Annotated in this window: 21 protein-coding genes and 4 pseudogenes; 17 read left to right on the forward strand and 8 right to left on the reverse strand. The window is 70.6% G+C overall.

Annotation, left to right across the window (positions count from 1 at the left end):
* Positions 1–8: 8 nt before the first annotated feature.
* Positions 9–833, reverse strand: coding sequence for a universal stress protein (locus ACLF3G_RS18270; protein WP_430670839.1), 825 nt, complete (start codon positions 831–833; stop codon positions 9–11).
* A gap of 417 nt (positions 834–1,250) precedes the next feature.
* Here ACLF3G_RS18270 and ACLF3G_RS18275 point away from each other — a divergent pair, with 417 nt between their 5' ends.
* The 4 genes from ACLF3G_RS18275 (at position 1,251) to ACLF3G_RS18290 (ending at position 6,190) form a co-directional block, all read left to right on the forward strand.
* Positions 1,251–3,917 (forward strand): AMP-binding protein, encoded by a 2,667-nt coding sequence (locus ACLF3G_RS18275; RefSeq protein ID WP_430670840.1) that lies wholly within the window; start codon positions 1,251–1,253, stop codon positions 3,915–3,917.
* A gap of 121 nt (positions 3,918–4,038) precedes the next feature.
* Positions 4,039–4,404, forward strand: coding sequence for a helix-turn-helix domain-containing protein (locus tag ACLF3G_RS18280; protein WP_430670841.1), 366 nt, complete (start codon positions 4,039–4,041; stop codon positions 4,402–4,404).
* Positions 4,386–5,078 (forward strand): CBS domain-containing protein, encoded by a 693-nt coding sequence (locus ACLF3G_RS18285; protein ID WP_430670842.1) that lies wholly within the window; start codon positions 4,386–4,388, stop codon positions 5,076–5,078. The genes ACLF3G_RS18280 and ACLF3G_RS18285 overlap by 19 nt, the downstream gene beginning before the upstream one ends.
* Before the next feature lie 35 nt (positions 5,079–5,113).
* Positions 5,114–6,190: an NAD(P)-dependent alcohol dehydrogenase gene (locus tag ACLF3G_RS18290; protein ID WP_430670843.1), complete on the forward strand. Its 1,077-nt coding sequence runs from the start codon at positions 5,114–5,116 to the stop codon at positions 6,188–6,190.
* Positions 6,191–6,217: 27 nt separating this feature from the next.
* Here the strand turns inward: ACLF3G_RS18290 and ACLF3G_RS18295 are convergent, their stop codons facing one another.
* Complete coding sequence (locus ACLF3G_RS18295; protein WP_430670844.1) at positions 6,218–6,877, reverse strand: DUF2459 domain-containing protein; 660 nt, start codon at positions 6,875–6,877, stop codon at positions 6,218–6,220.
* A gap of 92 nt (positions 6,878–6,969) precedes the next feature.
* On the opposite strand from ACLF3G_RS18295, the gene ACLF3G_RS18300 reads away from it, so the two are divergent.
* The 3 genes from ACLF3G_RS18300 to ACLF3G_RS18310 all read left to right on the forward strand — a co-directional run bounded on the left by ACLF3G_RS18300 (position 6,970) and on the right by ACLF3G_RS18310 (position 10,379).
* Positions 6,970–7,599 carry an exopolysaccharide biosynthesis protein gene (locus ACLF3G_RS18300; RefSeq protein ID WP_430670845.1) on the forward strand — a complete coding sequence of 210 codons (630 nt, stop codon included), beginning with the start codon at positions 6,970–6,972 and terminating at the stop codon, positions 7,597–7,599.
* A gap of 168 nt (positions 7,600–7,767) precedes the next feature.
* A complete protein-coding gene (locus ACLF3G_RS18305) occupies positions 7,768–8,667 on the forward strand; it encodes a universal stress protein (RefSeq protein WP_430670846.1) in 900 nt (299 codons plus the stop codon).
* Between the two features lie 32 nt (positions 8,668–8,699).
* A complete protein-coding gene (locus tag ACLF3G_RS18310) occupies positions 8,700–10,379 on the forward strand; it encodes a cation:proton antiporter (RefSeq protein WP_430670847.1) in 1,680 nt (559 codons plus the stop codon).
* Between the two features lie 11 nt (positions 10,380–10,390).
* On the opposite strand, the gene ACLF3G_RS18315 is transcribed toward ACLF3G_RS18310, so the two are convergent.
* From ACLF3G_RS18315 to ACLF3G_RS18325, 3 genes are all read right to left on the reverse strand, one after another.
* Entirely contained in the window at positions 10,391–11,647 is a 1,257-nt protein-coding gene (locus tag ACLF3G_RS18315; RefSeq protein WP_430670865.1) for a sodium-dependent transporter, read from the reverse strand.
* 522 nt (positions 11,648–12,169) lie between these two features.
* A complete protein-coding gene (locus tag ACLF3G_RS18320) occupies positions 12,170–12,478 on the reverse strand; it encodes a hypothetical protein (protein ID WP_430670848.1) in 309 nt (102 codons plus the stop codon).
* 22 nt (positions 12,479–12,500) lie between these two features.
* On the reverse strand, positions 12,501–12,743 hold the full coding sequence (locus ACLF3G_RS18325; RefSeq protein ID WP_430670849.1) for a hypothetical protein: 243 nt from the start codon (positions 12,741–12,743) through the stop codon (positions 12,501–12,503).
* Between the two features lie 369 nt (positions 12,744–13,112).
* Here ACLF3G_RS18325 and ACLF3G_RS18330 point away from each other — a divergent pair, with 369 nt between their 5' ends.
* From ACLF3G_RS18330 to ACLF3G_RS18345, 4 genes are all read left to right on the forward strand, one after another.
* Entirely contained in the window at positions 13,113–13,436 is a 324-nt protein-coding gene (locus tag ACLF3G_RS18330) for a DUF465 domain-containing protein (RefSeq protein ID WP_430670850.1), read from the forward strand.
* A gap of 102 nt (positions 13,437–13,538) precedes the next feature.
* On the forward strand, positions 13,539–14,267 hold the full coding sequence (locus ACLF3G_RS18335; protein ID WP_430670851.1) for a Crp/Fnr family transcriptional regulator: 729 nt from the start codon (positions 13,539–13,541) through the stop codon (positions 14,265–14,267).
* A gap of 444 nt (positions 14,268–14,711) precedes the next feature.
* Positions 14,712–15,050 (forward strand): hypothetical protein, encoded by a 339-nt coding sequence (locus tag ACLF3G_RS18340; protein ID WP_430670852.1) that lies wholly within the window; start codon positions 14,712–14,714, stop codon positions 15,048–15,050.
* Entirely contained in the window at positions 15,047–16,339 is a 1,293-nt protein-coding gene (locus tag ACLF3G_RS18345; RefSeq protein ID WP_374328179.1) for an MgtC/SapB family protein, read from the forward strand. The genes ACLF3G_RS18340 and ACLF3G_RS18345 overlap by 4 nt, the downstream gene beginning before the upstream one ends.
* 533 nt (positions 16,340–16,872) lie before the next feature.
* On the opposite strand, the gene ACLF3G_RS18350 is transcribed toward ACLF3G_RS18345, so the two are convergent.
* The gene (locus tag ACLF3G_RS18350; RefSeq protein ID WP_430670853.1) at positions 16,873–18,450 is read right to left on the reverse strand and encodes an ISNCY family transposase; all 1,578 of its coding nucleotides are present in this window, start codon (positions 18,448–18,450) and stop codon (positions 16,873–16,875) included.
* A gap of 117 nt (positions 18,451–18,567) precedes the next feature.
* Between ACLF3G_RS18350 and ACLF3G_RS18355 the strand changes: the two are divergent.
* The 3 genes and pseudogenes from ACLF3G_RS18355 to ACLF3G_RS18365 form a co-directional block, all read left to right on the forward strand.
* Positions 18,568–18,699: pseudogene (locus ACLF3G_RS18355) on the forward strand (ATP-binding protein); the annotation flags it as partial.
* Between the two features lie 92 nt (positions 18,700–18,791).
* On the forward strand, positions 18,792–18,995 hold the full coding sequence (locus ACLF3G_RS18360) for a hypothetical protein (RefSeq protein WP_430670867.1): 204 nt from the start codon (positions 18,792–18,794) through the stop codon (positions 18,993–18,995).
* Positions 18,911–19,198: pseudogene (locus ACLF3G_RS18365) on the forward strand (transposase); the annotation flags it as partial. The gene ACLF3G_RS18360 and the pseudogene ACLF3G_RS18365, both read left to right, overlap by 85 nt.
* Positions 19,199–19,344: 146 nt before the next feature.
* Here the strand turns inward: ACLF3G_RS18365 and ACLF3G_RS18370 are convergent.
* A complete protein-coding gene (locus ACLF3G_RS18370) occupies positions 19,345–19,752 on the reverse strand; it encodes a YbaN family protein (protein ID WP_430670866.1) in 408 nt (135 codons plus the stop codon).
* 207 nt (positions 19,753–19,959) lie between these two features.
* Between ACLF3G_RS18370 and ACLF3G_RS18375 the strand changes: the two are divergent.
* Positions 19,960–20,847, forward strand: a pseudogene (locus tag ACLF3G_RS18375) (IS701 family transposase); the annotation flags it as partial.
* On the opposite strand, the pseudogene tnpC reads toward ACLF3G_RS18375, so the two are convergent.
* Positions 20,833–21,534: pseudogene (gene tnpC / locus ACLF3G_RS18380) on the reverse strand (IS66 family transposase); the annotation flags it as partial. The pseudogenes ACLF3G_RS18375 and tnpC overlap by 15 nt on opposite strands.
* A gap of 270 nt (positions 21,535–21,804) precedes the next feature.
* Here tnpC and ACLF3G_RS18385 point away from each other — a divergent pair.
* Together ACLF3G_RS18385 and ACLF3G_RS18390 are read left to right on the forward strand one after the other, a co-directional pair.
* On the forward strand, positions 21,805–22,143 hold the full coding sequence (locus ACLF3G_RS18385) for a hypothetical protein (protein ID WP_430670852.1): 339 nt from the start codon (positions 21,805–21,807) through the stop codon (positions 22,141–22,143).
* A complete protein-coding gene (locus ACLF3G_RS18390) occupies positions 22,140–23,432 on the forward strand; it encodes an MgtC/SapB family protein (protein ID WP_430670854.1) in 1,293 nt (430 codons plus the stop codon). The genes ACLF3G_RS18385 and ACLF3G_RS18390 overlap by 4 nt, the downstream gene beginning before the upstream one ends.
* The last annotated feature ends 156 nt before the right edge of the window (positions 23,433–23,588 follow it).

The raw sequence follows: 23,588 nt of genomic DNA on the forward strand, positions 1-23,588 counted from the left end.
GTCACGCTCTAGGCCGCGAGCAACGTAACCATCGCCGGGCCCCGGTCCAGCAGGTCCTGGGTCGCGCTGCCGAACAGAAGATTGTGCAGGGGCGCGTGGCGTACGGCGCCCATCACCAGCATATCCGCCTGGATGTTCCGCGCAACGTCCAGGATGGCGGGCATCACCCCGCCGCTGCCGCGCTGCACCGGCTGGAACTCGGCCTTCGCGCCGTGCCGCGCCAGCAGATGCGTCAGTCCGACCGCCGACTGCCCCGATCGGAACTCCTTGTCGTCCGTGACACTCACCACTGTCACCATTTCCGCCTGCTTCATGAACGGCAAGGCGCCATGGACTGCGCGCACGGCCGCGGGCGAGGCATCCCAGGCCACAACGATCCGCCTGGGCACGGACGCGGCGGCCTGGCTCGACGGAACCAGCAGCATCGGCCGCCCGGACGAGAAAATGCCGCCGGTGGTGACCCAGCGCTTGCCCATGTCGGCACCCGACCCGAAGGACACGACACCGAGGTCGCTGACCCGCATCTGGTCCGCGAGGACCTCCCCGATGCCGTAGGCGAAGCTGCTGCGGCCGCGCACCTCGAAACGCAGGCCGCGCGCCTCGAGTGCCGACCGGACGTGCAGCAGCACACCCTCCTCGCGTGCCGCCATGTCGTTTTCCGGCATGTCGGCGTCGCCCCCCGCCATCTCGGGGTGGTAGACGTTCGCCGCGAAGACGAGTGCTGCAACATGCGCGGAATGCGCCTCTGCCAGGGCCAGGGGCAGCGCGATGGACGCATCCACCGCGCCCAGCGTGTCCGGCTCCACATGCAGCGCGATTGTCGAATAAGCCACTATCCCAGCCTCCTTCACGTTGAGTTTAGTTCCGCCGCGGATGAGGCCCGCATGAGGCGGGTTTTCAAGGGCAGCGCGCGGCGCCGGACCGCGGCATGGGCTCCCGTTCGCTCGTCCGTCCGCGCCTAGCCTCGCCATCGGCCCGGAGCCGCTTCCCGTCCCGGGCCGATGGCGCCCAGATGCGCTCAACGACTCCCAGATAGCATTGATGTGGATCAAAACCGGCCGGTCGCGCCTAGGGGAACACGTCGCAGCCTGACGCGCGTTCGAACGCAGGGCGCGCGGTGCGCGCGTGGCGTCTCCTGATGCCGAGGGAGGCCGCGGAGCCGATGCCCCTGTCGGCGATCGCGTGCGCTTTCGCACGCGGCAGTGTGCTGTGGCGCTGCGCGGCGAGGCCGCGAGGAGTATTGGAACAGCATGACACCCGACCACCAAACGCTCGCTTTGCCTTCGACACTGCAGGCCGCGGTGCAAGACCTCGCGCAGGCCGGGTCGCGCGACGCGATCGTCTCCTTCGAGGCGAATCGGATGCGGGTGATCAGCTACCGCGACCTCGCCGCCGAGGTCGAGCGGCGGGCGCGCGGTCTCCTCCGTGCGGGTGTCGGGCTGGGCGATCCGGTCATCCTCTGCGGGCCGGGCGGCGCCGACTGGATCATGGCCTGCCTCGCCGTCCTGCATTGCGGCGCCTGCGTGGTCCCGGTGGATGCGACGCTCGGCGCCGAGAGCTTCCGCCACGTGCTGCGCGACAGCGGGGCGCGCATCGCGCTGGTCGCGCAATCCTCGGCGTTGAGGCTGCACCGGCCGCTCGAGCAGCAGGGCGCGCGCGTGCTGCCGATGGCCCAGGACGACGCGCCGGACGACAGCCGCGAGGCCACCTTCGCGCGCGTCGGTCCCGGGGATCGCGCGATCCTGTTCTACACCTCGGGAACCACCGGGCCGCCCAAGGGCGTGCCGGTGACGCACGGGAACCTGATCTACCAGCTCCGCGTGCTCGCCGGCACGGGCATCGTGTCGGCCGAGGATCGTGTCCTGCTGCCGCTGCCGATGCACCATGTCTATCCGCTGGTGCTCGGCGTGCTCACGCCGCTCGCCGCCGGCATCGCGGTGGTGCTTCCGGCGGGCTTCACCGGCACGCAGTTGGTCGCCGCGCTGCAATCGGGCCGGCCGACGGTGATGATCGGCGTGCCGCGGCTGTTCGATGCCCTGACCAGCGCCGTGGCCGAGCGGATGCGACATGGCGGGCCTGTCGCGCAGGCGCTGTTTCGTGGCGCGCTCGGGCTGTCGCGCCTCGTCCGCCGCCGTTTCGGCTGGCGGATCGGCCGCATGCTGTTCGCTCCGCTGCACCGCCGGCTCGGCCCATCCCTGCGCGTCGTCGTGTCGGGCGGCGCCGCGCTCAGGTCCGACACGGCCTGGACCATGGAGGCACTCGGCTGGGAGGTCGCGAGCGGCTACGGGCTCACCGAGACCTCTCCAATGCTCACCATCCACCCGCCGGGCGCGATGCGCTTCGAGACCGTCGGCTGCGTGATCCCGGAGACCGAGCTGCGGATCGAGGGCGCGAGGGAGGGCAACGCCGAGGGCGAGGTGCTGGCCCGCGGCCCGGGCGTCTTCGCCGGCTACCACGAGTTGCCGGAGAAGACCGCGGAGGCCTTCACCGCGGATGGCTGGTTCCGCACCGGGGATCTCGGCCGGATCGACGCTTCGGGCTGGCTTTGTCTTACCGGGCGGCGCTCGACGGTGATCGTCACCGAGGGTGGCAAGAACCTCCAGCCCGAGGAGATCGAGGAGGTCTACCAGGCGCACCCGGCGATCGAGGAGATCGCGATTCTCCAGCACGACGGCCGCCTCGCCGGGTTGATCGTGCCAGCGCGGGCCGAGGACGGGGGCGAGGCGGCGATCCGCGAGGCCGTGCGCGAGGTCGCGCGCGCCCTGCCATCCTACCAGCACATCGCCGAGTACCGCCTGACCGCCGAGCCCATCCCGCGCACCCGGCTGGGCAAGCCGCGCCGCCAGCTCATCGTGCAGGCCTATGCGCGCGCCGGGGAGGCGGGGCGCGAGGACCGGGACCGCGCGAGCGGCCTCGTGCCGATCGAGACTCTTTCGGCCGACGACCGGGCGCTGCTCGAACACGACACGGCGCAGACGGTGCTCCGGATGCTCGGCGAGAGGTTCGCCGATCGCCGCATCGGGCCCGACAGCGACCTCCAGCTCGATCTCGGGATCGACTCGATCGGCTGGCTCGACCTGTCCCTCGACATCGCCGACCAGGCTGGCGTTACGTTGTCCGACGCGACGATCGGCGAGATCCGCACCGTACGCGACCTGCTGGTGCGGGTGGCCGAGGGCGGCGATGCCGGGGCCGATGCGCGGCTGCCGCTCGAGGAGCCGGAGCGCGTGCTGGGCGAGGACGGGCTCCGCTGGCTGGAACCGCGCGGCACTGGTCAGCGGATCGCCGGCCGCGTGCTCGCGGCGGCGAACCGCCTGGTGTTCCGCCGGCTGTTCGGGCTCTGCGTGCGCGGCGCCGAGGCGCTTCCCGCCACGGGCCCCTTCGTGCTCGCGCCCAACCACGCGAGCTACCTCGACCCTTTCGCAATCGCCGCCGCGCTGGACGCGGCGCGGCTTGAGCGGATGTACTGGGCGGGCTGGAGCCGGCTGATCGTCACCGGACCGCTGCGCCGCGGCTTAGCCCGCATCGCCGGCATCCTTCCCGTGGACGACGGACGTGCCACCGCGGCGAGCATCGCCTTCGGCAGTGCGGCTCTGCGGCGCGGCCATGCGCTCGCCTGGTTCCCCGAGGGCATCCGGTCCGCCGACGGGCAATTGCAGCCCTTCAAGGCCGGCATCGGCGTGCTCCTCGCGCGCCGCAACGACGTCCCGGTGGTGCCGGTGGTCCTGCGCGGGACCTTCGAGGCGTGGCCGCGATCACGCCGGCTGCCGCGGTTCCGCCGCCTCTCGGTGGAGTTCCTCGCCCCCTGCACGCCCGCCGAACTTGCCGCGGGAGGTACGGGCGATACCGAGGGGAAGCGGATCGTGAATGCGCTCCGGACGCGGATCGCCGTGGCGATTCGCACGCAGGCCAACTAATGACGCGGGCGCTCAGATGCGCTCGATCGCGCCCAGGTAGGGTTGATGCAGGTCAATGCCGGCCGGCGGCGCTCGTGGCAACTCTGCCGGGCCTGACAAGTGTCGACACGGGAGGGGCGTGATGCTGACGTGGCGGTTCCTGACCGTGAGGGAGGTCGCCGAGTTGGTCCAGGTGTCGGAGGCCACCGTCCGTCATTGGATCAAGCTGCGGGAACTAAGGGCCATCGCTCTGGGACGCGAGTGGCGGGTCATCCCTCGCGACCTCGAGGCTTTTCTCGGCACGCATGAAACCCGACGCGTGGCCGCATTCCCGGACGATGCCGCTGACGGACCGGCCGCGATGCCTGGGTCACGGGGCGAGGCGGCGCCGGATCTGCCGGCCGACGCGTCCGAGCCCCAGGACGGCCGGCGCAACCACCGACGCATGCCGACCTCCAAAAGGCGGGGGTCGCAGAATGGAGAAATGGAATGCTCGCCCGTGATCTGATGTCGACCGGCCTGCTGACCTTCGTGCCGGATATGGGCCTGGAAGCCGCCGCGCGCGCGATGGCCGAACGTGGCGTCTCGGGCGCTCCGGTGGTGCGGAAGGACGGGCTGCTGGTCGGCATCATCACCGAGGGCGACCTGATACGCCGCCTCGCCGATGCGGCGGCGCCAAAATCCGGCTGGTTCGCCCGCATGTTCCGCGCAGCGGAGGAGGATGCCGCGCGCTTCGCCCGGGTCCGTGGCCGCATCGTGAAGGATGCCATGACCCTGGACGTCGCGAGCGTGGACGAGGATGCGACGGCTGAACAGATCGCGCACATCATGGAATCGCGTGGGGTACGTCGCGTGCCGGTGCTGCGCGATGGCGTCCTGGTGGGCGTCGTCTCGCGCGCTGACCTGCTGCGCGCCCTCATCATCGACGAGACCGGAACGGCCGTCGCCCGGTCGGACGCCGAGATCCGGCGCGCCCTGTCCGCCGCGCTGCGTGAGCAGCCCTGGTTCGACAGGCAGCTGATGTTCTTCGATGTCGCGGACGGCGTCGTGCGCCTGCACGGCTTCTGCGGGTCGGAGGATATCCGCCGCGCCCTGCGGGTGCTGGCCGAGGGGTTGCCCGGCGTCATGCGCGTGGAAACCGATTTCACCGCGCCGCCGCCCTTCCTGCTCGGGGCGCGCTGAGCGCCCGCGAACGCCACCTCCCGGAGGACCTGTCGATGCCCAAGACCATGAAGGCCACCGTCTTCGTCGAGCCCGGCCGGATCGAGTTGCGCGAGAAGCCCGTCCCCGAGATCGGGCCGCTGGATGCGCTGCTGCGCATCACCACCACCACGATCTGCGGCACCGACGTGCACATCATGAAAGGGGAGTATCCCGTCGGCGAGGGCCTGACGATCGGCCACGAGCCGGTCGGCGTGATCGAGCGCCTGGGTTCCGGCGTGAGGGGCTATCGCGAGGGCCAGCGCGTCATCGCCGGCGCCATCAGCCCCTCCGGCTGGTCCAATGCCTGCCTGTGCGGCACGTGCAGCCAGGACGGCGCCGGCACGAAGCATGGCTGGCGACCGATGGGCGGCTGGCGCTTCGGCAACACCATCGACGGCTGCCAGGCGGAATACGTGCTGGTGCCGGACGCCATGGCGAACCTCGCACCGGTGCCCGACGAGCTGTCCGACGAGCAGGTGCTGATGTGCCCCGACATCATGTCCACCGGCTTCTCGGGGGCGGAAAGCGGCAAGGTGCAGATCGGCGACGCGGTCGCGGTCTTCGCCCAAGGGCCGATCGGGCTGTGCGCCACCGCCGGCGCGAAACTGATGGGGGCCACCACCATCATCGTCGTGGACCGCGTGCCCGAGCGTCTCGCCATCGCGCGCAGCCTCGGCGCCGATCATGTGGTGGATTTCTCCAAGGCCGACCCGGTGCAGGAGATCATGCGCCTGACCGACGGCCGCGGCGTCGATGTGGCGATCGAGGCGCTCGGCGCGCAATCCACCTTCGAGGGCGCACTGCGCGTGCTGCGGCCAGGCGGAACGCTGTCCTCGCTCGGCGTCTATTCGACCGACCTCACCATCCCGCACGATGCCTTCGCCGCCGGCCTCGGGGACCACACCATCGTCACCACTCTGTGTCCCGGCGGCAAGGAACGCATGCGGCGACTGATGGAGGTGATCGCGAACGGGCGGCTCGACCTCAAGCCGCTGGTGACGCACCGCTTCACGCTCGATCGGATCGTCGAGGCCTATGACCTGTTCAGCCACCAGCGGGACGGCGTGATGAAGGTGGCGATCACGCCCTGAATGCGGCACAGGGATCGTCGGGCCTTGTCAGGGCTGCCGCTCCGGCGTGCCCGGCTCCGCCGGTCCCGGCGCGCCGGCCTGGCGCACGGCCTCCGCCCGTACCGCGGCCATGGCTTGGCCGCGCAGGACGATCCCTGCGAACGGGACCGGCAGCCCGGCTTCCGCCAGGGCGCGCGTCACCCATGTATTGCACGTGAAGCGCAGGGAGTAGGCGATGACCGAGGGCACCAGCCTCAACCCGGCGCCGGGCGGCAGGGAAGGCGGCACCGGCACGCGCATCTGGCCGACGACGAAGGCGGCAATGGCGACGATGCCACCCGCCAGGAGCCGGAGCGCGATCGCCTCCTCCGCCCCAGGCGGCACGGCGCCATGAAGCGCCCGGATCGAGACCACCGCGACGCCGCCGGTCAGCGCCTCGAACGCCTCGGTCAGGCCGTGCCGGTCGGCGCGCATCCAGCTCTCCAGCCCGAAGCCGAAGCTGAAGGCCGCCGCCGACGGGGCGCCGGCCCGGACCGGCGCGAGCGCCGTGGAGGCCAGCGCGTGAGCCGGCAGGCAGATCTCCGTGTGCCAGGATTCGGCGATGACGATCAGCGCCGGGCCTGGCTGCAGCGGCGGCCCCGCCGACGGCGTGAGCCGCGCGGCACAGGCGCCGACAAGCAGGGCGGGGAGGGCGCGTCGCAGCGGCATGCCCTCCCCACATCGGGAGCCGCGCGGCGTTCGCCAACATCCCGCCGCCACGCACCGCGCGCGCCCGGCGCGGCTCGCCGCTCGCCGTGCCGATGAACGCGACACCCGATCGCCCCGCGTCAACGGCGCTGCGACGTCTCGCGGACCGGATCGGGACCGGGCAGGCGACGACCATCGGCATGGTGCTCGACGGCCTGGGCCCGGCGGGCGTGCCGCTGGCGGTGGTGCTGCTGGCGCTGCCCTCGGTGCTGCCGGTGCCGTTCCTGCCCACCGGCCCGGTGACGGGCCTGCTCCTGATGTTGATCGGCGTGGAGTTCGGCCTGGGTGCGAGGCGGCTCAGGCTGCCGGGCGCGCTGCTGCGCATCGGCCTGCCCCGCGCCGTCCTCGCCGCCGTGTTCCGGCGCGCGCTGCCGCGGGTGGAGCAGATCGAACGATGGCTGCGGCCGGGACGGCTGCGCTGGCTCACCGGCGCGGCCGCGCGGCCGCTGCTCGGGCTGAGTATCGTCCTGCTCGGCTTCTCTCTCATCCTGCCGCTGCCGTTCGGCAATCCGCCCCCGGGCATCGCGCTGATCCTGCTCGGTCTCGGCCTGCTGGCGCGCGACGGCGCGGCGGTGCTCGTCGCCCTCTGCCTTGGCCTGCTGGCGCTGGCATGGGTGGTCGCCATCGGTGCGGGAACGCTCTATGCGCTGCATCTGGCGGTCGTGGCGCTGGGCTGGTGGTGACGGAGGCGGCCGATGACGGCGGGCGGCATCGCGCCAGGGCTCCGCCCACGAGCCGAGACGCCCGGCGCGCGGCGCGCTGTCGCCTGCGTGGGGGCGCGGCACCAGAGGGTGTGGACGACCTGTCGGCGCCTCGCAGACCAGCGCCGAGGCAATTGAAGGCATAGGCAGATGTCGGATTCTGTTGGCATCGTCGATCCGGGGACCGCTCTCCGGCGGATCCTCGCCGGCACCGATCTTTCATCGCGCGCCGACCGCGCGCTGCGCCGCGCCGCGCTCATCGCCGCCGGGGCGGGCGCCGAGTTTCTCGTGCTGCACGCGGTGGACGACGACCAGCCGCGCCGCCTCGTCGAGGCCGAACGTCGCGAGGCATCGGCGATCCTCCGCGAGCAGGTGGCTGCGCTCGGACAGGCGTCGGCGCATCCCATTCTCCCGCTGATCGAGGAAGGCGATCCCTTTGAGGCGATCCTGCGCGCCGCCGAGACGTGGGGGGCCGAGCTCATCGTGCTCGGCGAGCACCGGCGCCGGCCGCTGCGCGACATCTTCGCCGGCACCACGGTCGAGCGGGTCATGCGCCACGGCTGCCGCCCGGTGCTGATGGTGAACCGGGCGCCGGCGGGCCCCTACCGTCATGTGCTCGCCGCCACCGACCTTTCCGAGCATGCGGCGCGGGCGCTGCGTGCCGCAGTACGACTCGGATTGCTCGACCAGGCACGGCTGACGCTGCTGCACGTCTTCGAGCCGCCCGGCCTTGGGGCGTTGGCACTGGCCGACGTACCGGCGGCCGCGGTGGCGGCGCACGAGGCCGATTCGGCGCGCGAGGCCGCCGCCGCGCTTGCGGGTTTCGTCGCGGCGCTTGGCCTGCCCTACCGGCCCGAGCAGCGCGTCGTGGCGGGGCGGGCGGCAACGGTCGTCAAACAGGCGGTGGAGCATTCGCGCCCCGACCTTCTGGTCATCGGCACCGCCGGCGCCAGCCTCCTGCGCCGCGCGGTCCTGGGCAGCGTCGCCGCCGAGGTGCTGGCCGCCGTGCGCTGCGACGCGCTCGCCGTGCCGCCCGAGGCGCCGCGATGAGAACGCGATCCGGCGCGGGGGCCTGAGTCTTGGTGGAACTGATCGCGGCCTCGGTGTTCTACGAGGTTGCCGCCCTGCTGGCGCTCGGCGCCGCGGCCGGGCTGGTCGCGCTGCTGCTGCGCCAGCCGCTGATTGTCGGGTTGATCGGCGCAGGGATCCTCGCCGGGCCCGGGGTGCTCGGCCTGGCGCGCTCGGACGCGCATATCGACCTCCTGGCCGAGCTCGGCATCGCCGTGCTGCTTTTCCTGGTCGGCCTGAAGCTCGATATCGGCCTGATCCGAAGCCTCGGCGCCGTGGCGCTCGCCACCGGGCTCGGCCAGGTGACCTTCACCGCGGTGGTCGGCTTCGGCCTGTGCCTGCTGCTCGGGCTCGACACCGTGACCAGCATCTATGTCGCGGTGGCGCTGACCTTCTCGAGCACCATCATCATCGTCAAGTTGCTGTCGGACAAGCGCGAGATCGACAGCCTGCACGGGCGTATCGCGCTCGGCTTCTTGATCGTGCAGGACATCGTCGTGGTGCTCGCCATGGTGGTGGTCTCGGCCCTGGCGGCGGGCGTGGGCGAGGTGTCGGCGCTGGGCGGGCTGCTGCGCGTCGTGGCGGGCGGGGCGGCGATGCTGCTGCTGGTCGGCCTGGTGATCCGCTTCGCCGCCGAGCCGCTGACGGCGCGGCTGGCCCGCGCGCCGGAACTGCTGGCCGGCTTCGCCATCGGCTGGGCGGCGTTGCTGGCGGCGCTCGGCGACGCCCTCGGGATCGGCAAGGAGATCGGCGGCCTGCTCGCCGGCGTCGCGCTCGCCTCGACCCAGTTCCGCGAGGCGATCGCCGCGCGGCTGTCCAGCCTGCGCGACTTCCTGCTGCTGTTCTTCTTCATCGCGCTCGGCGCGCGGCTTGACCTCGGCGCGATTGGCGAGCAGCTGGGCGCGGCGCTGGTGCTCTCGGTGTTCGTGCTGGTGGGCAATCCGCTGATCGTCGTCGCCATCATGGGAGCGATGGGCTACCGCCGGCGCACTGGCTTCCTCGCCGGGCTGACGGTGGCGCAGATCAGCGAGTTCTCGCTGATCCTGATGGCGATGGCCGTCGCCCTCGGACATGTCACGGAAGCGGCGCTCGGCCTGGTGACGCTGATCGGCCTGACCACCATCGCGCTGTCCACCTACATGATCACCCATTCGCACCGGATCGCCGGCTGGCTCGATGCGCCGCTACGGGTCTTCGAGCGCGACCACCCCTGGCGCGAGACGGCCGAGACCGGCGGGATGGCGGCCGAGGCCGCGGCCGCGCCCGATGTGGTGATCTTCGGGCTCGGCCGTTTTGGCCGGGCGATCGCCGAGCGCCTGCGCGCGCGCGGCCTGGCGGTTCTGGGGGTTGATTTCGACCCCGAGGCGGTGCGCGCCTGGCGCCGCCGCGGCTTCGAGGCGGTCTATGGCGACGCAACGGATCCCGAACTCGTCGCCACGCTGCCGCTCGGGCGTGCGCGCTGGGCGATCTCCGCCATCCCGAGCCATGCTGGCGGGCTGACCCACGAGGACCATCGCCTGTCGCTGATTTCGGCGCTGCGCGGAGAGCGGTTCGGCGGCAGGATCGCGGTCACCGCCCATGGGCGGTCCGAACGCGACGAGCTGCTGGGGCGCGGCGCGGACCTGGTGCTGCTGCCCTTCCACGACGCCGCCGAGCGCGCCGCCGAGCTCGTCGCGGTGAAGCCCGAGGGCTGAGCGGGTTCCGTTCAGCCGGCGAGCAGCCGGAACAGCACCAGGCCGATGATGAACACCGGTGCGAGCCAGCGGATCGCCCACAGCAGGAGCGCCCAGGCCAGGCCGCGCATTCCCGCCAGGTCGCGGGCGGTGCCGGCCGGCAGCACCCAGCCGAAGAACAGGGCGAGACCGAGGCCGGCCAGCGGTAGGACCAGGTTGGAGACCACATGGTCCACCTCCTCGAGCAGCGGCGCGCCGGTCACGTTGAGCCAGGCGAGCGGTCCGTATCCGAGGGCCGGCGCCACGCCGCCCAGCAGGGCCGCGCCGCCGACAGCGAGGACGGCCGTGCGCCGCCGCAGGCCGGCACGCTGCATGATGGCGGCGACCGGAACCTCGAGCAGCGAGATCATCGAGGTCAGCGCCGCCGCACTGAGCAGGAGGAAGAAGGCGATGGCCACCATCTTGCCGCCTGGCATGGCGAGGAAGATGTCGGGCAGGGTGATGAAGGCGAGCTCCGCCCCGGCAGCCGGGTTGCCACCCATCGCGAAGACCGCCGGGAAGATCGCGAGGCCGGCGACAATGGCGAAGCAGGTGTCGCTGGCCACGATCACCGCGGCCGAGCCGAGGATGCGCTGCTCGGGCTTCATGTAGCTGCCGTAGGTGATGTAGACCGCCATGCCGAGGCCGATCGAGAAGAAGGCCTGACCCATCGCCGCCAGGATCACACGCGGGTCGAACAGCGCCGACCACTCGGGCATGAAGAGGAAGGCGACGCCGCCGGAGGAGCCCGGCAGGGTCAGCGCGAAGCCGGCCAGGAACAGGACGATCAGGGCCAGCATCGGCATCAGCCACAGGCAGCTGCGTTCGATGCCGCGGGCGACGCCGGCAACGACGATGGCCATGCTGATCGCCATCATGCCGACATGCCACCCGAGCGGTTCGAGCGGATGGGCGATGAAGGCGCGGAAGGAGTCCGCGAAACCGCCCGGCGGGCGGTCCCATAGCGTCCCGGACGCGGCGGCGGAGAAGTAGCGCAGCGCCCAGCCGGCGATCACGGAATAATACGCCAGGATCAGCGCCGAGCCCGCCACGCCGAGCCATCCGACCCGGCGCCAGGGCGAAGCGGGCGCGAGGCGCTCGAAGGCCGTGACGCCGTCAGCCCTGCTGCGCTTCCCGATGGCGATCTCCGCGACGACCAGAGGCAGGCCGAGCGTCAGGACGATGACCAGATAGACCAGCAGGAACGCGCCACCGCCGTTCTCGCCGGCGACATAGGCGAAGCGCCAGATGTTTCAGAGCCCGACCGCCGAGCCGATGGCGGCGAGGATGAAGCCCGTCTGGCTGCCCCATTGCTCACGCATCGGGCGCGCACCGCCTCCGGTTATCCCATCCGTCCGGGAATCGGACCGTCCGGCGATACGGTGGCCGGCCGACGGCCTCGGCCTTGCGGATGGCGAAACCCGTCACGGCGGCGGCACTTCCATTGCATTTCCCGTTGCATCTGGGTGCGCGTGCCGGAGTGGCGAGCCGCGCCGCGAAGGTCGGAGACGACGACGCCGCCCGCACGACCGGCGGCACCGCAGGTCGACATCATTGCCAACGCAGAGCCAGGCGGCAACGGTTTGGCTCACCGCGCGGGATCCTCCTGCGCCTCAGTCTTGTCGCCGCGCCACGCTTCGGACCGGCACGCCCCGGCCGGGCGGGCCCCATCACCAAATTGGCGCCGCGGAAAGGCTCGTGGCGCGGATGGCGTCCCGCCTCCTGGAGCGCCCGCCGGTGATTCAACCCGCGCAAATGCCCCGATCGCCCGCTCAGGAGCGTAGGCCGGCCAGGAGCGGTCCTGCCGCCTGCACCGCCGCGGCGCATCCTGGAGTCGCCTCCGCGACGACCGCAACGCCATCGCGGAAGCCGATCAGCACGCCCGCGGCAGTAGTCATCCCCCACCATGGGTCATCGGCCGCGCGCGCGGCGAGTGCCGGACCGGCCTCCGAGGTGCAGCGCGTCACGTCGGCGACAACGGATGGAGATGCGCCTGCCGCCTGCAGCCGTGTGCTCCATTCCGCCTGCATCGGCTCGACCACCAGGCTCATCAGCAGCCAGAGAAAGAAGTCGCGAATCATCTCATTATCTCCAGATTGTTGGTTAGGCCGGTGTGGTCGGCACGCCCGACGCGCGGAACCTGCCGACGGCGTGTTCGTTGCCCGCGAAGACCCGCATCGTCGCGCCCGTCCTGATCAGAAGCACCGCGAAAATGGAGCGCACGCGGTCGCCCAAGGTCAGTCCGAGAAAGATCCAGCCGGCCGAAGGGCTGGGACGCTTGCCCATTGCGCTTTGGGCGTGCAGCACCCTGAGGTCGACGACCGGCTGGACGTTGACGATCGCCATCAAGGCGCGCCTCGTCCAGCCAGGCTCGCCGGGTCAAGTTGCCGACCAGGATCGAGGCGAAGCAGTCCATGTTGAAACCGGGCTCCATGGCCGGGCGCGACGGTCCGACATGACGCTGCATATCGCGCCGGCGGAACCCGGGTAACGTCTTGTCAAGTACTTCGTCGTGCCTGCCGCGCCACGCAAGCGCGGGCACGCCCGCCGCGTGCGGTTCCGCACGGTCTTCGCTTGAGTCGGATTGAACCACGCACTAGCAGTCCGAATGTACACCGTGCAAGGTCCGGGTGCCTCTGGCGCGATATGCAGCGTGATGTCGGGCCTTCACCCCGCGCGCCCGATCAACGGACGCCAGAGACGGAGACGCCGACCATGACCGCCGACGCCCGCCCTCCGATCGCCTCCACGCCGACCGCCGTCACGTGTCGCCACCAGGCCTTGCGGGAGGGATACCGGCTGTTCCCCACGCGGCTCTCGTTTGAGCGACGCGCGCTGCAATCCAGCGTTAAGCCGCCTGAAGACTTGGCCTCTCTCACTTGGCTCCTGTCGCGGCTCTGGCTTCACCATTCGGCTCTGGAGCGCCGGATCGTGGAGGCGGCGGCGAGACCGCGGCCCGACGCTGCCGCACTCGGCGTCCTCAAGCGCGAGCGCCTGGCCGTGCGCGACCGCATCGCCGCCCTGGAGCGCGGCATCTGAGGGACCGCCTCCCGTCCTCGCCGGCATCGAAACCAACACTTCCCGGTGGCGCGAAAGGCCATCGCACGGAATACTACCCACCGCAGCCGGTTAAGGAATGCGGTGGACAAGGAACGCCTCGCGCCGGGCCTCGGACGACTTGCCTTCTTCAGGGCAGCGGATGCCGCGACGCTCGCCCGTGCCGAGGCTGCGTCGCGGGTCGTGGAAGTCGCTGCCGGCGAGCTGGTGCTCGACTTCGATTGCCCCTCCACCGAGGTTCGCGTGGTTCTGCGTGGCGGGCCGCTGCGGGTCCTCATGCGATCGAGCGGGGGGCGGGAGAAGATCGTGGCCGAGGTGGGCCCGGGCGCCTTCGTGGGCGAGCTGGCGGCCTTCGCGGGCCCCGCCGTTTCCCCTTCGGCTGGCATTCACGCCCTCCATCGCGCGGTGATTGCCGTGATGCCGGGCGACGCCTTCGTGGAGCTGATCCTGGCTTCGCCACCGCTCGGGCGGCGGCTGATCGCAGTACTGGCGGAGCGGGTGCGGAGCCAGAACCGACGCCTACTCGAATACGCCGTGCTGCCGACGCGGCAGCGACTCTGCGCCGAGTTGCTTCGTCTTGCGCGGCCTCGCCCGCCGGAGGCAGGAGGAGGTCTTGCAATCTCACCGCCGCCGGCACGGACCGAACTCGCGTCGCGGATCGGCGCGCGACGCGAGGCGGTGTCGCGTGAATTGGCGGACCTCGTCCGTCTCGGCCGCCTCCTGGTCGGGCCGCGCGCCATTGTCCTGCTGGATGAGGCGGCGATTCGGGCCGACGTCGAGGCAGCGATGGAGGCCGCGAAGCGCTTGGCCTGAGAGTTTGTGAATGAATGTCCGACCGGTGGGAAATCGTCCGGAAAATGGTGAGCGATATCAACGGACATTCAGGCACAAGTTCGATTGCTCCACACGCTCTGAGAGCGCCTCCGGGAAAAGTCTGACGCAGTGTGAGAGCAATCCGGCGAGGCGGCCGGGTACGAGGCGGTTCATGGCCATACGCAGAAACCCTATGTGCGATGCTGCACGGCTACTCGGAGCCGCGGACGGCGCGCCGTGCCCGTCGTCCCTCGGCTGATCAGGCGGGGCGGTCTATCGTCGCGTGGGCGGACAGTATCGGCCGGAGGGACGGACATGGCGACGAGAGAGACGGCCCGGCCGGGGGTGCCGCGCCTTATGCGCGCGCACGATCTGCCCGCCCCGTCGCGGAGCGGCGTGCCACGCGGGCCGCTGAGGCACGAACGCACGACCATGCCGGAGACGTTGGACACCCTCCGGGCCACCGGCCTGACCACCACTATCACCGCCGGGGGGCAGGTCGCGGTGTTCATCGCCGTCGGTCACCGCTCGGCCGAGCGCGTCGGCGTCCACGCTGCGCGACGCGCCACCCGCTTCGAGACTCTCGAACCGATCCGCCATGACGTGCGCCGCCACGTCGGCGGCCTCGCCGAGGGTGTCGCTCGCGGCCTTGCGCTTCGCCACGACCACGCCGGCGAGGACATGGCCGACGACTTCCATGAGGATTTCCTCCTCCCCCGGATCGAGCGCTCGCCCGCCTTCGGCGGCGCACCCGAGGGCAACGCCTGCCGGGCCCGCCGATGAACCAGGAGGCGCTGATCCTGTTCAATCTCGCCGAAGCACTGGGGATCGGCCTCCTGATCGGGGCCGAGCGCGAGCAGCGCATGTCGCCCGACGTCAAGTCTTTGGCCGGAATCCGAACATTTGCCATCACGGCGCTTCTGGGCGCCGTTGCGCAGCAGGCCGGCGGTGTCATCCTGCTGGCCACCGTCATCATCAGCGTCATGCTGCTGGCTGGGCTGGCCTACTGGCGCGACAAGTCAGAACACATCGGCCTGACCACCGAGGTCGCCCTGGTGATGACTGTGCTGCTGGGCGGGTTGTCGGTGACGCATCCCGTGGTCGCCGCCGGGACCGGGGTCGTGGTGGCGGTGCTTCTGGCATCGCGGGCCTATCTGCGCGGCTTCGTGCGGTCGGTGATGACCGAGCAGGAATTGCGCGATGGGCTCTTGCTGGCGGCCGCCACGCTCGTGGTGCTGCCGATCCTCCCAAACCGGACCTTCGGCCCCTACGGGCTGCTGAACCCCTATCTGATGTGGTCGGTGGTGATCATGGTCATGGTCATCGCCGCAGCCGGCCATGTGGCGGTGCGGCTCTACGGGGCGCAACACGGACTGGCGCTGACCGGTTTCGCCTCGGGTTTCGTCTCCAGCACGGCGACCATCCGTGACATGGCCCGGCGGACGCGCTCGGCACCTGCGCAGATGCGGGGGGCGGTCGCGGGGGCCTGTCTGTCCTCGCTCTCGACGGCCGTCACGATGTCGATGGTGCTGGCGGCGGCCAGCGTGGCCACGCTGAACGCGATGGCGCTGCCACTGCTGGCCGGGGGTCTGGCGGCAGTCCTTTATGCCGCGCCATGGACGATTACGGCCTTGCGAGCGCCGCCGGCCTGCGCCGAGAACCCGCCGCCAGACCAGGGCGCCACTCCGGTCGTGCAGCCGCGCGCGATCAGCCTGACCGGGGCGCTGGCCTTTTCGGCGGCCCTGGCCGGGATCATGCTGGCGTCCACCGCCGTGCAGCAGGAGTTCGGGCTGAACGCCATGATCGCGGCCGCCGCGCTGGCCGGCATCGTCAACACGCAATCGGCGGCAATCTCGGTCGCGCTGATGGTCGGGGCGGGCCAGATCGCGCCGCAGGAGGCGGTGCTGCCGATCCTTGCGGCGATCAGCACCAACACCGGTGCCCGGGTCGTCCTGGCCGTGACGCTCGGGCGCGGCGGCTTTGCCGGCCGGGTGGTGCCTGGGCTCATTCTTGGCCTGGCGGCGGCCTGGGCGGCGTTCCTGCTGCCGGTTCCGGCGGCGCTGCCCGGATGACCCGCCAGCCGCCCGAGGCCGGAGGCGGGTCCGTCGCGAAACGGTCCGGCCTCGCGGGGATGCCGCCGCGAGGGCAGCTCGACTTCCGCTTCCCGTCCCTGGTCGGCCCGGCGCCTGCCCGAGATGGGTTCCCCGTGCAGTCTGGCCGTCATGCCCGGGTGTGGGCCGGTCGAACCTGCCGATCCTGGCCCCCATCGCATCAGCAACCCGAACCTCGCTCTGGATCGCGTCGGATCCTTGCGGGGCATCGGGCATGAATGCGATGGGCATGTCGGCAGGACCATACGCGGCGTCTGCCCGCCCGGCGGCGCGCGGCGATGGCCCTCCGCCGCCGCGGGAACGCGACAGCCGCCCCTGCCGTGACGATGGTCGCTGCGACGACGGCAACGATCCGCGCCGCCGCAAGCGCAAGCCGATGCCGAGTGGCCCGTTCGACCTCTGATTGTCGCGACCGGCGTATTGCCTCACCTGAGAATGCTCCCGAGCTGAGTGCCCGTTGCCTCACCAGTTTGCTCCCGAGGCGCGTCGCTGCCTCAGCCTGCCATACCCGTTGCCGCACCGGCCACGCCCGTTGACGCAGCCGCCGCTCCCGTTGCCTCATGACCCCTCCCGGCCGCAACCCCCGATCCCGGCCCGAACACCAAATCGCGTGCCACCGCCGCCCGCCAGCCCTTCACCCGGCGCTGTAGCGTCCGCAGCAGCGTCTCGGGGTAGACCGCCGGCACCTCCGCCTGGAGGCGGGCCAGCAGCTCTCGTGCCGTCAGGGACGGCGCGGCGAGAAACCACTCGTGCAACTGCGCCGTCACCTGCGCGAATGGATCCGGGCGCCGCCGCCCTCTCTTCGCCACCGGCTTCGGCTGCGCCGTCGGGCGCACCTCTCCCTCGCGCCACGCCGTCCGCAGCCCCTTCAGGAATGCCTCGAGCGCCGGCTCCGACGGCGCCGCCCGCTCCACCAGCCCTGACCGGTCGGAGATCTCCACGAGGCGCTGCTGGCCGGCACGGATGTCGTGCAGCAACCGTACGGGATCCAGACGGGACGCCGTGGCACGCAGTCCCGCCTTGCCCTCGTCCGACACGCGCTCGTCCTCCAGCAGCCGTTGGCAGGGCGTCCGCGGCGCGTGGTAACGCTTCCGGACCAACGCCCCGTCGCGCAACTTCTCCGCCAGCTTGAACGACGGCTGGAAAAAGTTCACGAACAGCCGAACCGAGCGATACAGCTCCGCCAGCGCCGCCGCCGCGTCCAGGCCCTCGTACCGCCGGTAGCCGACGATCCGTCGCACGACCGCGCCATTCTTCTGCTCGACATGCGCCTGGTCATTCTTGCGATACGGCCGGCACCGCGTGAACTCCAGCCCCGCGCCGGCACAGTAGTCCCGTACCGTCTCGTTCATGAACACGCTGTCGTTGTCCGTGTCGAAGCCGAGCGGCGTCATCGGCAACACCTTCCGGATCTCGTCGAGCACCTCCGTCAGCAGCACCTGCTCCCGCACCAGCAGCGGCGCGCATTCCGTCCAGCCGCTCGCAATGTCGGTCAGCACCAACGTCTGCACGTAGCTGCCCCGCGTCATCGGCCCGCTGTGCGACACCAGATCCGCCTCGAAGTAGCCCGGCGCCGGGTCACCCCAGTCGGAGAATGTCCGCACCGGCACGCTCCGCCTGACCGCAGCCGACGGCGGCGCTCGGCGACGCCGCCTGACCCCGGCCTTTCCACGCGGCTCTTTCAGCACGCGGTCAATCGTCGCCGCACTCATCGACAGCATGCCAGCGCGCACCTCCGCCGCCAACTGCAGATGACCGTGCCGTTCCATCGCCTCGACCAGCATCGGCAGCAACGGCCGCAGCCGCTTGCCGCACACCCGGTCCGACGCCTCCCACAGCACGATCACCGCCTCGCGCATGGCCGCGTCATAGACGCGGTCCCGGCGCACCCGCCGCTCCGCCCGGCCAGCCCCGCCAGTTCGCAAAAGCCGCATCGCGTGCTTCCGATGGTGCCCCGTCAAAGCGACGAATTCGTCCAGGATCCGCCCACGCTCCAACCGGCTCGAACGGGCATACCGTTCCACAACCGCAGCCACCACCTCGTCCCGTGTCGCCATGCTCACCCGCCTCATCCCGTCCCTCGGCGCTCCATGCCGCTCGGGAGCGTCTCAGGTGAGGCAATAGGTCACTCCAGGGAGCAAATTAGGCGAGGCAATGCGGTGTTCACCGTCATTCCCAGCCTCAACAAGATGCTGGTCCTCGAACTGGCGCGCTGCGAATACATCCTGCGGCGCGAGAACATCATCGCGCTTGGCAACAGCGGCACCGGCAAGAGCCACGTCGCCCTGGGCCTCGGCCTGGACGCCTGCCAGAGGGGGTTCAGCGTCGTGTTCACCACAGCAGCCCAACTGGTGCACCAGCTGATGGAAGCGCGCGACGAGATGCGCCGAGCTTTGCCTCAACCATCCTCGGCATGGAGCACGGCATCGGCCTGCCGAGGATCGTTCTCGCCGACACAGGCTTCGCCTCAGCCGAGGCGGACGCCGCCCTCGAGGCAGAGAACATCGAGCCGCTGGTCGCCATCGGCCGCACCCAGCCGCACCGGCCCTACGACTTCCGCCCCCGCCCAAGCGGAAGACCCCGCGCCGCGTCACCGAACCCTGGCGTCTCGCCATGAGGACCAAGCTGGAGACCCCCGATGCCAAAGCCCGCTACGCCCACCGAAAGCAGACCGTCGAACCCGTCTTCGGCATCATCAAGTCCGCCCTCGGCTTCACCCGCTTCCACCTCCGCGGCATCGCCAAGGTTGCCAGCGAGTGGACCCTGATCGCTCTGGCCTACAACTGCCGCAGGCTTCATCGTCTGCGGCCCGCCGCCTGACCCACAACCCGACTATCACACCGCCAGCAGACCCAAACCCGACAGACTGCTAGAGCGATCTAACATCCGACGAAAGCGTAAAGGCGGCGTTTGAACGCGTACGGAAACCGAGCCGGGGACCACGCATCATTTTGCGGCATGGAAGCTCAAGGCGACAAAGGCTGTTCCGGCCTGTTCCAAACATAGGCGAGCACGGAGAGCATGATTCCGGCCGCGAGGGCCTGTAGAACACGCGACTCCGTCTCCAGGAAGATCAACGAATAGCTTACTATCACACTGAACGTAATGATCCATTTCATGCCACGCGGGATCACGCCCGAAGACTGCCAGTCCATTATGAGCTTGCCGAACCGCGGATGCGTTGTCAGCCATTTCTCCATCGCGGGCGACGAGCGAGAAAAGCAAGCGGTCGCGAGCACAAGAAATACGACGCCGGGAATCAATGGGATCACCAGCGCAACGATGCCGAAGACGACACAGAGGCAGCCGAGCGAGACATAAAGTGGGCGCTGCCAGCGGGGCTTCAGGGTGGGACGCTTGCTAATAGGGGGGATCCTTGCTCGTGGGCGGAATGTTAGCTTGACTTAGCCCGTGACAGCAGGCTTGCCCAGCCGCAGCGGCGTCATGAGTCCTGAGCTCAGTCCGGCGTTCCGGTTCAGGCTAGCACTACTTTGGCAGAAAAATGCTGAGTGGCGGCTGATCTCGGATTCCCCTGTGGGCGGTTGCGTGATTCATGAGGGATCGGCTTTGGGGAGCCGATCATGGTGCGAGAGGGTGTCGGCGCGGGCTGGCGTGGCGATCTGGAGCGCTGGCTCGCCCCCTTCCTGGAGCGGCTCGGCCACAGGGCGCGGCAGCGGATGTGTCCGCTCTACGTTGCCGGGCTGATCGGGCCAGGTGATCGCAAGAGCATCCAGCCGATGGCCGAGCGGCTAGGCCTCGGCACGCATGATCGGCTCCACCACTTCGTCTCGGCAGGCAACTGGGACGCCGCGCCGCTGCTGGAGGAACTGGCCCGCAAGGCGGATGACCTGCTCGGTGGAACGGATGCGGTGCTGGTGGTGGACGACACCGCACTGCCTAAGAAGGGCAGCGCCTCGGTCGGCGTGGCGCCGCAATACGCCTCGGCGCTCGGCAAGCAGGCCAACTGCCAGACCCTGGTCTCACTCACGCTGGCCCGCGGCGAGGTCCCCGTGGTGGTGGGGCTGCGGCTGTTTCTGCCCGACAGCTGGATCGCCGATCCCGAGAGGATGCAGCGCGCGGGCGTTCCGGCGGAGTTCCAGGCCGCGAGAACGAAGCCCGAGATTGCCATCGAGGAGATCGACCGCCTGCGCGCGGCGGGGCTGCGCTTTGGCGCGGTGCTGGCCGATGCCGGCTATGGCCTGAGCGCACCCTTCCGCCAGGCGCTGAGCGCGCGCGACCTGCGCTGGGCGGTCGGCATCCCGCGCCACCAGAAGGTCTATCCGGCCGATGTCGCGCTGATCTTTCCGATCGCTGGGCGTGGCCGACCGCGCCAGCGCCACGTCCCTGACCAGCCGTCACAGCCTGCCGAGGCGATCCTCGCCGGCGCGACCTGGCGGTCCATCTCCTGGCGCAGCGGCACCAAGGGGCGGCTCTCGGCGCGCTTCGCGGCGCTGCGCGTGCGCGTCGCCGCCACGATCGCTGCCGGCGAACAGCCATGATTTTCTTCCGAGAGCGATACCACGCAGCGCCCGCTCGGCCGCGTTGTTGCTGAGGCAGATCCGGCCGTCATGCAGGAACCGGGTGAATGCCTCCCAGCGGGTCAGCATGTAGTCCATGGCCTTGGCGACCGGGTTGTGCCGGGACAGCTTGCCGCGGTTCTCCTTCATCCAGATCTCAAGCGCGGTGACGAGCAGCGCGATGTGCTGCTGGCGGACGGCCAGGCGCGCCTCGGCGGCCGACCCGTTGATGACTCGCTCGGCGTCAAAGATGGCGTCGATCCGTCGCACCGCCTCGATGGCCAGCGGCGCGCGCTGCAGTTCGGCCAGCTCGAACAGCTTGCGCCTGCCATGCGCCCAACACGCCGCCTCGGTGACCGGCCCGGGTTGTCGATCCGCCTCGTACAGGGCGTTGTAGCCCGCATAGGCGTCAGCCTGCAGGATACCGGCGTAGCCTGCCAGGTGCCGGTTCGGATGCTCGGCCGTCCGGTCCCGCGAGTAGCGGAACATCGCCGCCGGTGGCGCCGCCCCACCAAAGGGCCGGTCGTCGCGGACATGGGTCCAGACCCGGCCGGTGATCGTCTTGCCCCGGGCCAGCACGGGGACGGTGGTGTCGTCGCCATGCAGCCGCGCGGCGGCGAGGACATGGGCGTCGATCATGGCCATACGCAGAAACCCTATGTGCGATGCTGCACGGCTACTCGGAGCCGCGGACGGCGCGCCGTGCCCGTCGTCCCTCGGCTGATCAGGCGGGGCGGTCTATCGTCGCGTGGGCGGACAGTATCGGCCGGAGGGACGGACATGGCGACGAGAGAGACGGCCCGGCCGGGGGTGCCGCGCCTTATGCGCGCGCACGATCTGCCCGCCCCGTCGCGGAGCGGCGTGCCACGCGGGCCGCTGAGGCACGAACGCACGACCATGCCGGAGACGTTGGACACCCTCCGGGCCACCGGCCTGACCACCACTATCACCGCCGGGGGGCAGGTCGCGGTGTTCATCGCCGTCGGTCACCGCTCGGCCGAGCGCGTCGGCGTCCACGCTGCGCGACGCGCCACCCGCTTCGAGACTCTCGAACCGATCCGCCATGACGTGCGCCGCCACGTCGGCGGCCTCGCCGAGGGTGTCGCTCGCGGCCTTGCGCTTCGCCACGACCACGCCGGCGAGGACATGGCCGACGACTTCCATGAGGATTTCCTCCTCCCCCGGATCGAGCGCTCGCCCGCCTTCGGCGGCGCACCCGAGGGCAACGCCTGCCGGGCCCGCCGATGAACCAGGAGGCGCTGATCCTGTTCAATCTCGCCGAAGCACTGGGGATCGGCCTCCTGATCGGGGCCGAGCGCGAGCAGCGCATGTCGCCCGACGTCAAGTCTTTGGCCGGAATCCGAACATTTGCCATCACGGCGCTTCTGGGCGCCGTTGCGCAGCAGGCCGGCGGTGTCATCCTGCTGGCCACCGTCATCATCAGCGTCATGCTGCTGGCTGGGCTGGCCTACTGGCGCGACAAGTCAGAACACATCGGCCTGACCACCGAGGTCGCCCTGGTGATGACTGTGCTGCTGGGCGGGTTGTCGGTGACGCATCCCGTGGTCGCCGCCGGGACCGGGGTCGTGGTGGCGGTGCTTCTGGCATCGCGGGCCTATCTGCGCGGCTTCGTGCGGTCGGTGATGACCGAGCAGGAATTGCGCGATGGGCTCTTGCTGGCGGCCGCCACGCTCGTGGTGCTGCCGATCCTCCCAAACCGGACCTTCGGCCCCTACGGGCTGCTGAACCCCTATCTGATGTGGTCGGTGGTGATCATGGTCATGGTCATCGCCGCAGCCGGCCATGTGGCGGTGCGGCTCTACGGGGCGCAACACGGACTGGCGCTGACCGGTTTCGCCTCGGGTTTCGTCTCCAGCACGGCGACCATCCGTGACATGGCCCGGCGGACGCGCTCGGCACCTGCGCAGATGCGGGGGGCGGTCGCGGGGGCCTGTCTGTCCTCGCTCTCGACGGCCGTCACGATGTCGATGGTGCTGGCGGCGGCCAGCGTGGCCACGCTGAACGCGATGGCGCTGCCACTGCTGGCCGGGGGTCTGGCGGCAGTCCTTTATGCCGCGCCATGGACGATTACGGCCTTGCGAGCGCCGCCGGCCTGCGCCGAGAACCCGCCGCCAGACCAGGGCGCCACTCCGGTCGTGCAGCCGCGCGCGATCAGCCTGACCGGGGCGCTGGCCTTTTCGGCGGCCCTGGCCGGGATCATGCTGGCGTCCACCGCCGTGCAGCAGGAGTTCGGGCTGAACGCCATGATCGCGGCCGCCGCGCTGGCCGGCATCGTCAACACGCAATCGGCGGCAATCTCGGTCGCGCTGATGGTCGGGGCGGGCCAGATCGCGCCGCAGGAGGCGGTGCTGCCGATCCTTGCGGCGATCAGCACCAACACCGGCGTCCGGGTTGTCCTGGCCTTGACGCTCGGGCGCGGCGGCTTTGCCGGCCGCGTGGTGCCTGGGCTCATTCTTGGCCTGGCGGCGGCCTGGGCGGCGTTCCTGCTGCCGGTTCCGGCGGCGCTGTCCGGATGACCCGCCAGCCGCCCGAGGCCGTATGCGGCTCCTTCGCGGAACCGTCCGCCCTCCCGCTGATGCCGCCGCGAGGCCCCGGCCGTGACGATGGTCGCTACGCGACGACGATCCGCGTTGCCGCAAGCGCAAGCCGATCCTGGCTGGCCCGTTCGACCT

Source organism: Falsiroseomonas sp. HC035, assembly GCF_050563525.1.
In the GTDB taxonomy this organism is placed as follows: domain Bacteria; phylum Pseudomonadota; class Alphaproteobacteria; order Acetobacterales; family Acetobacteraceae; genus Falsiroseomonas.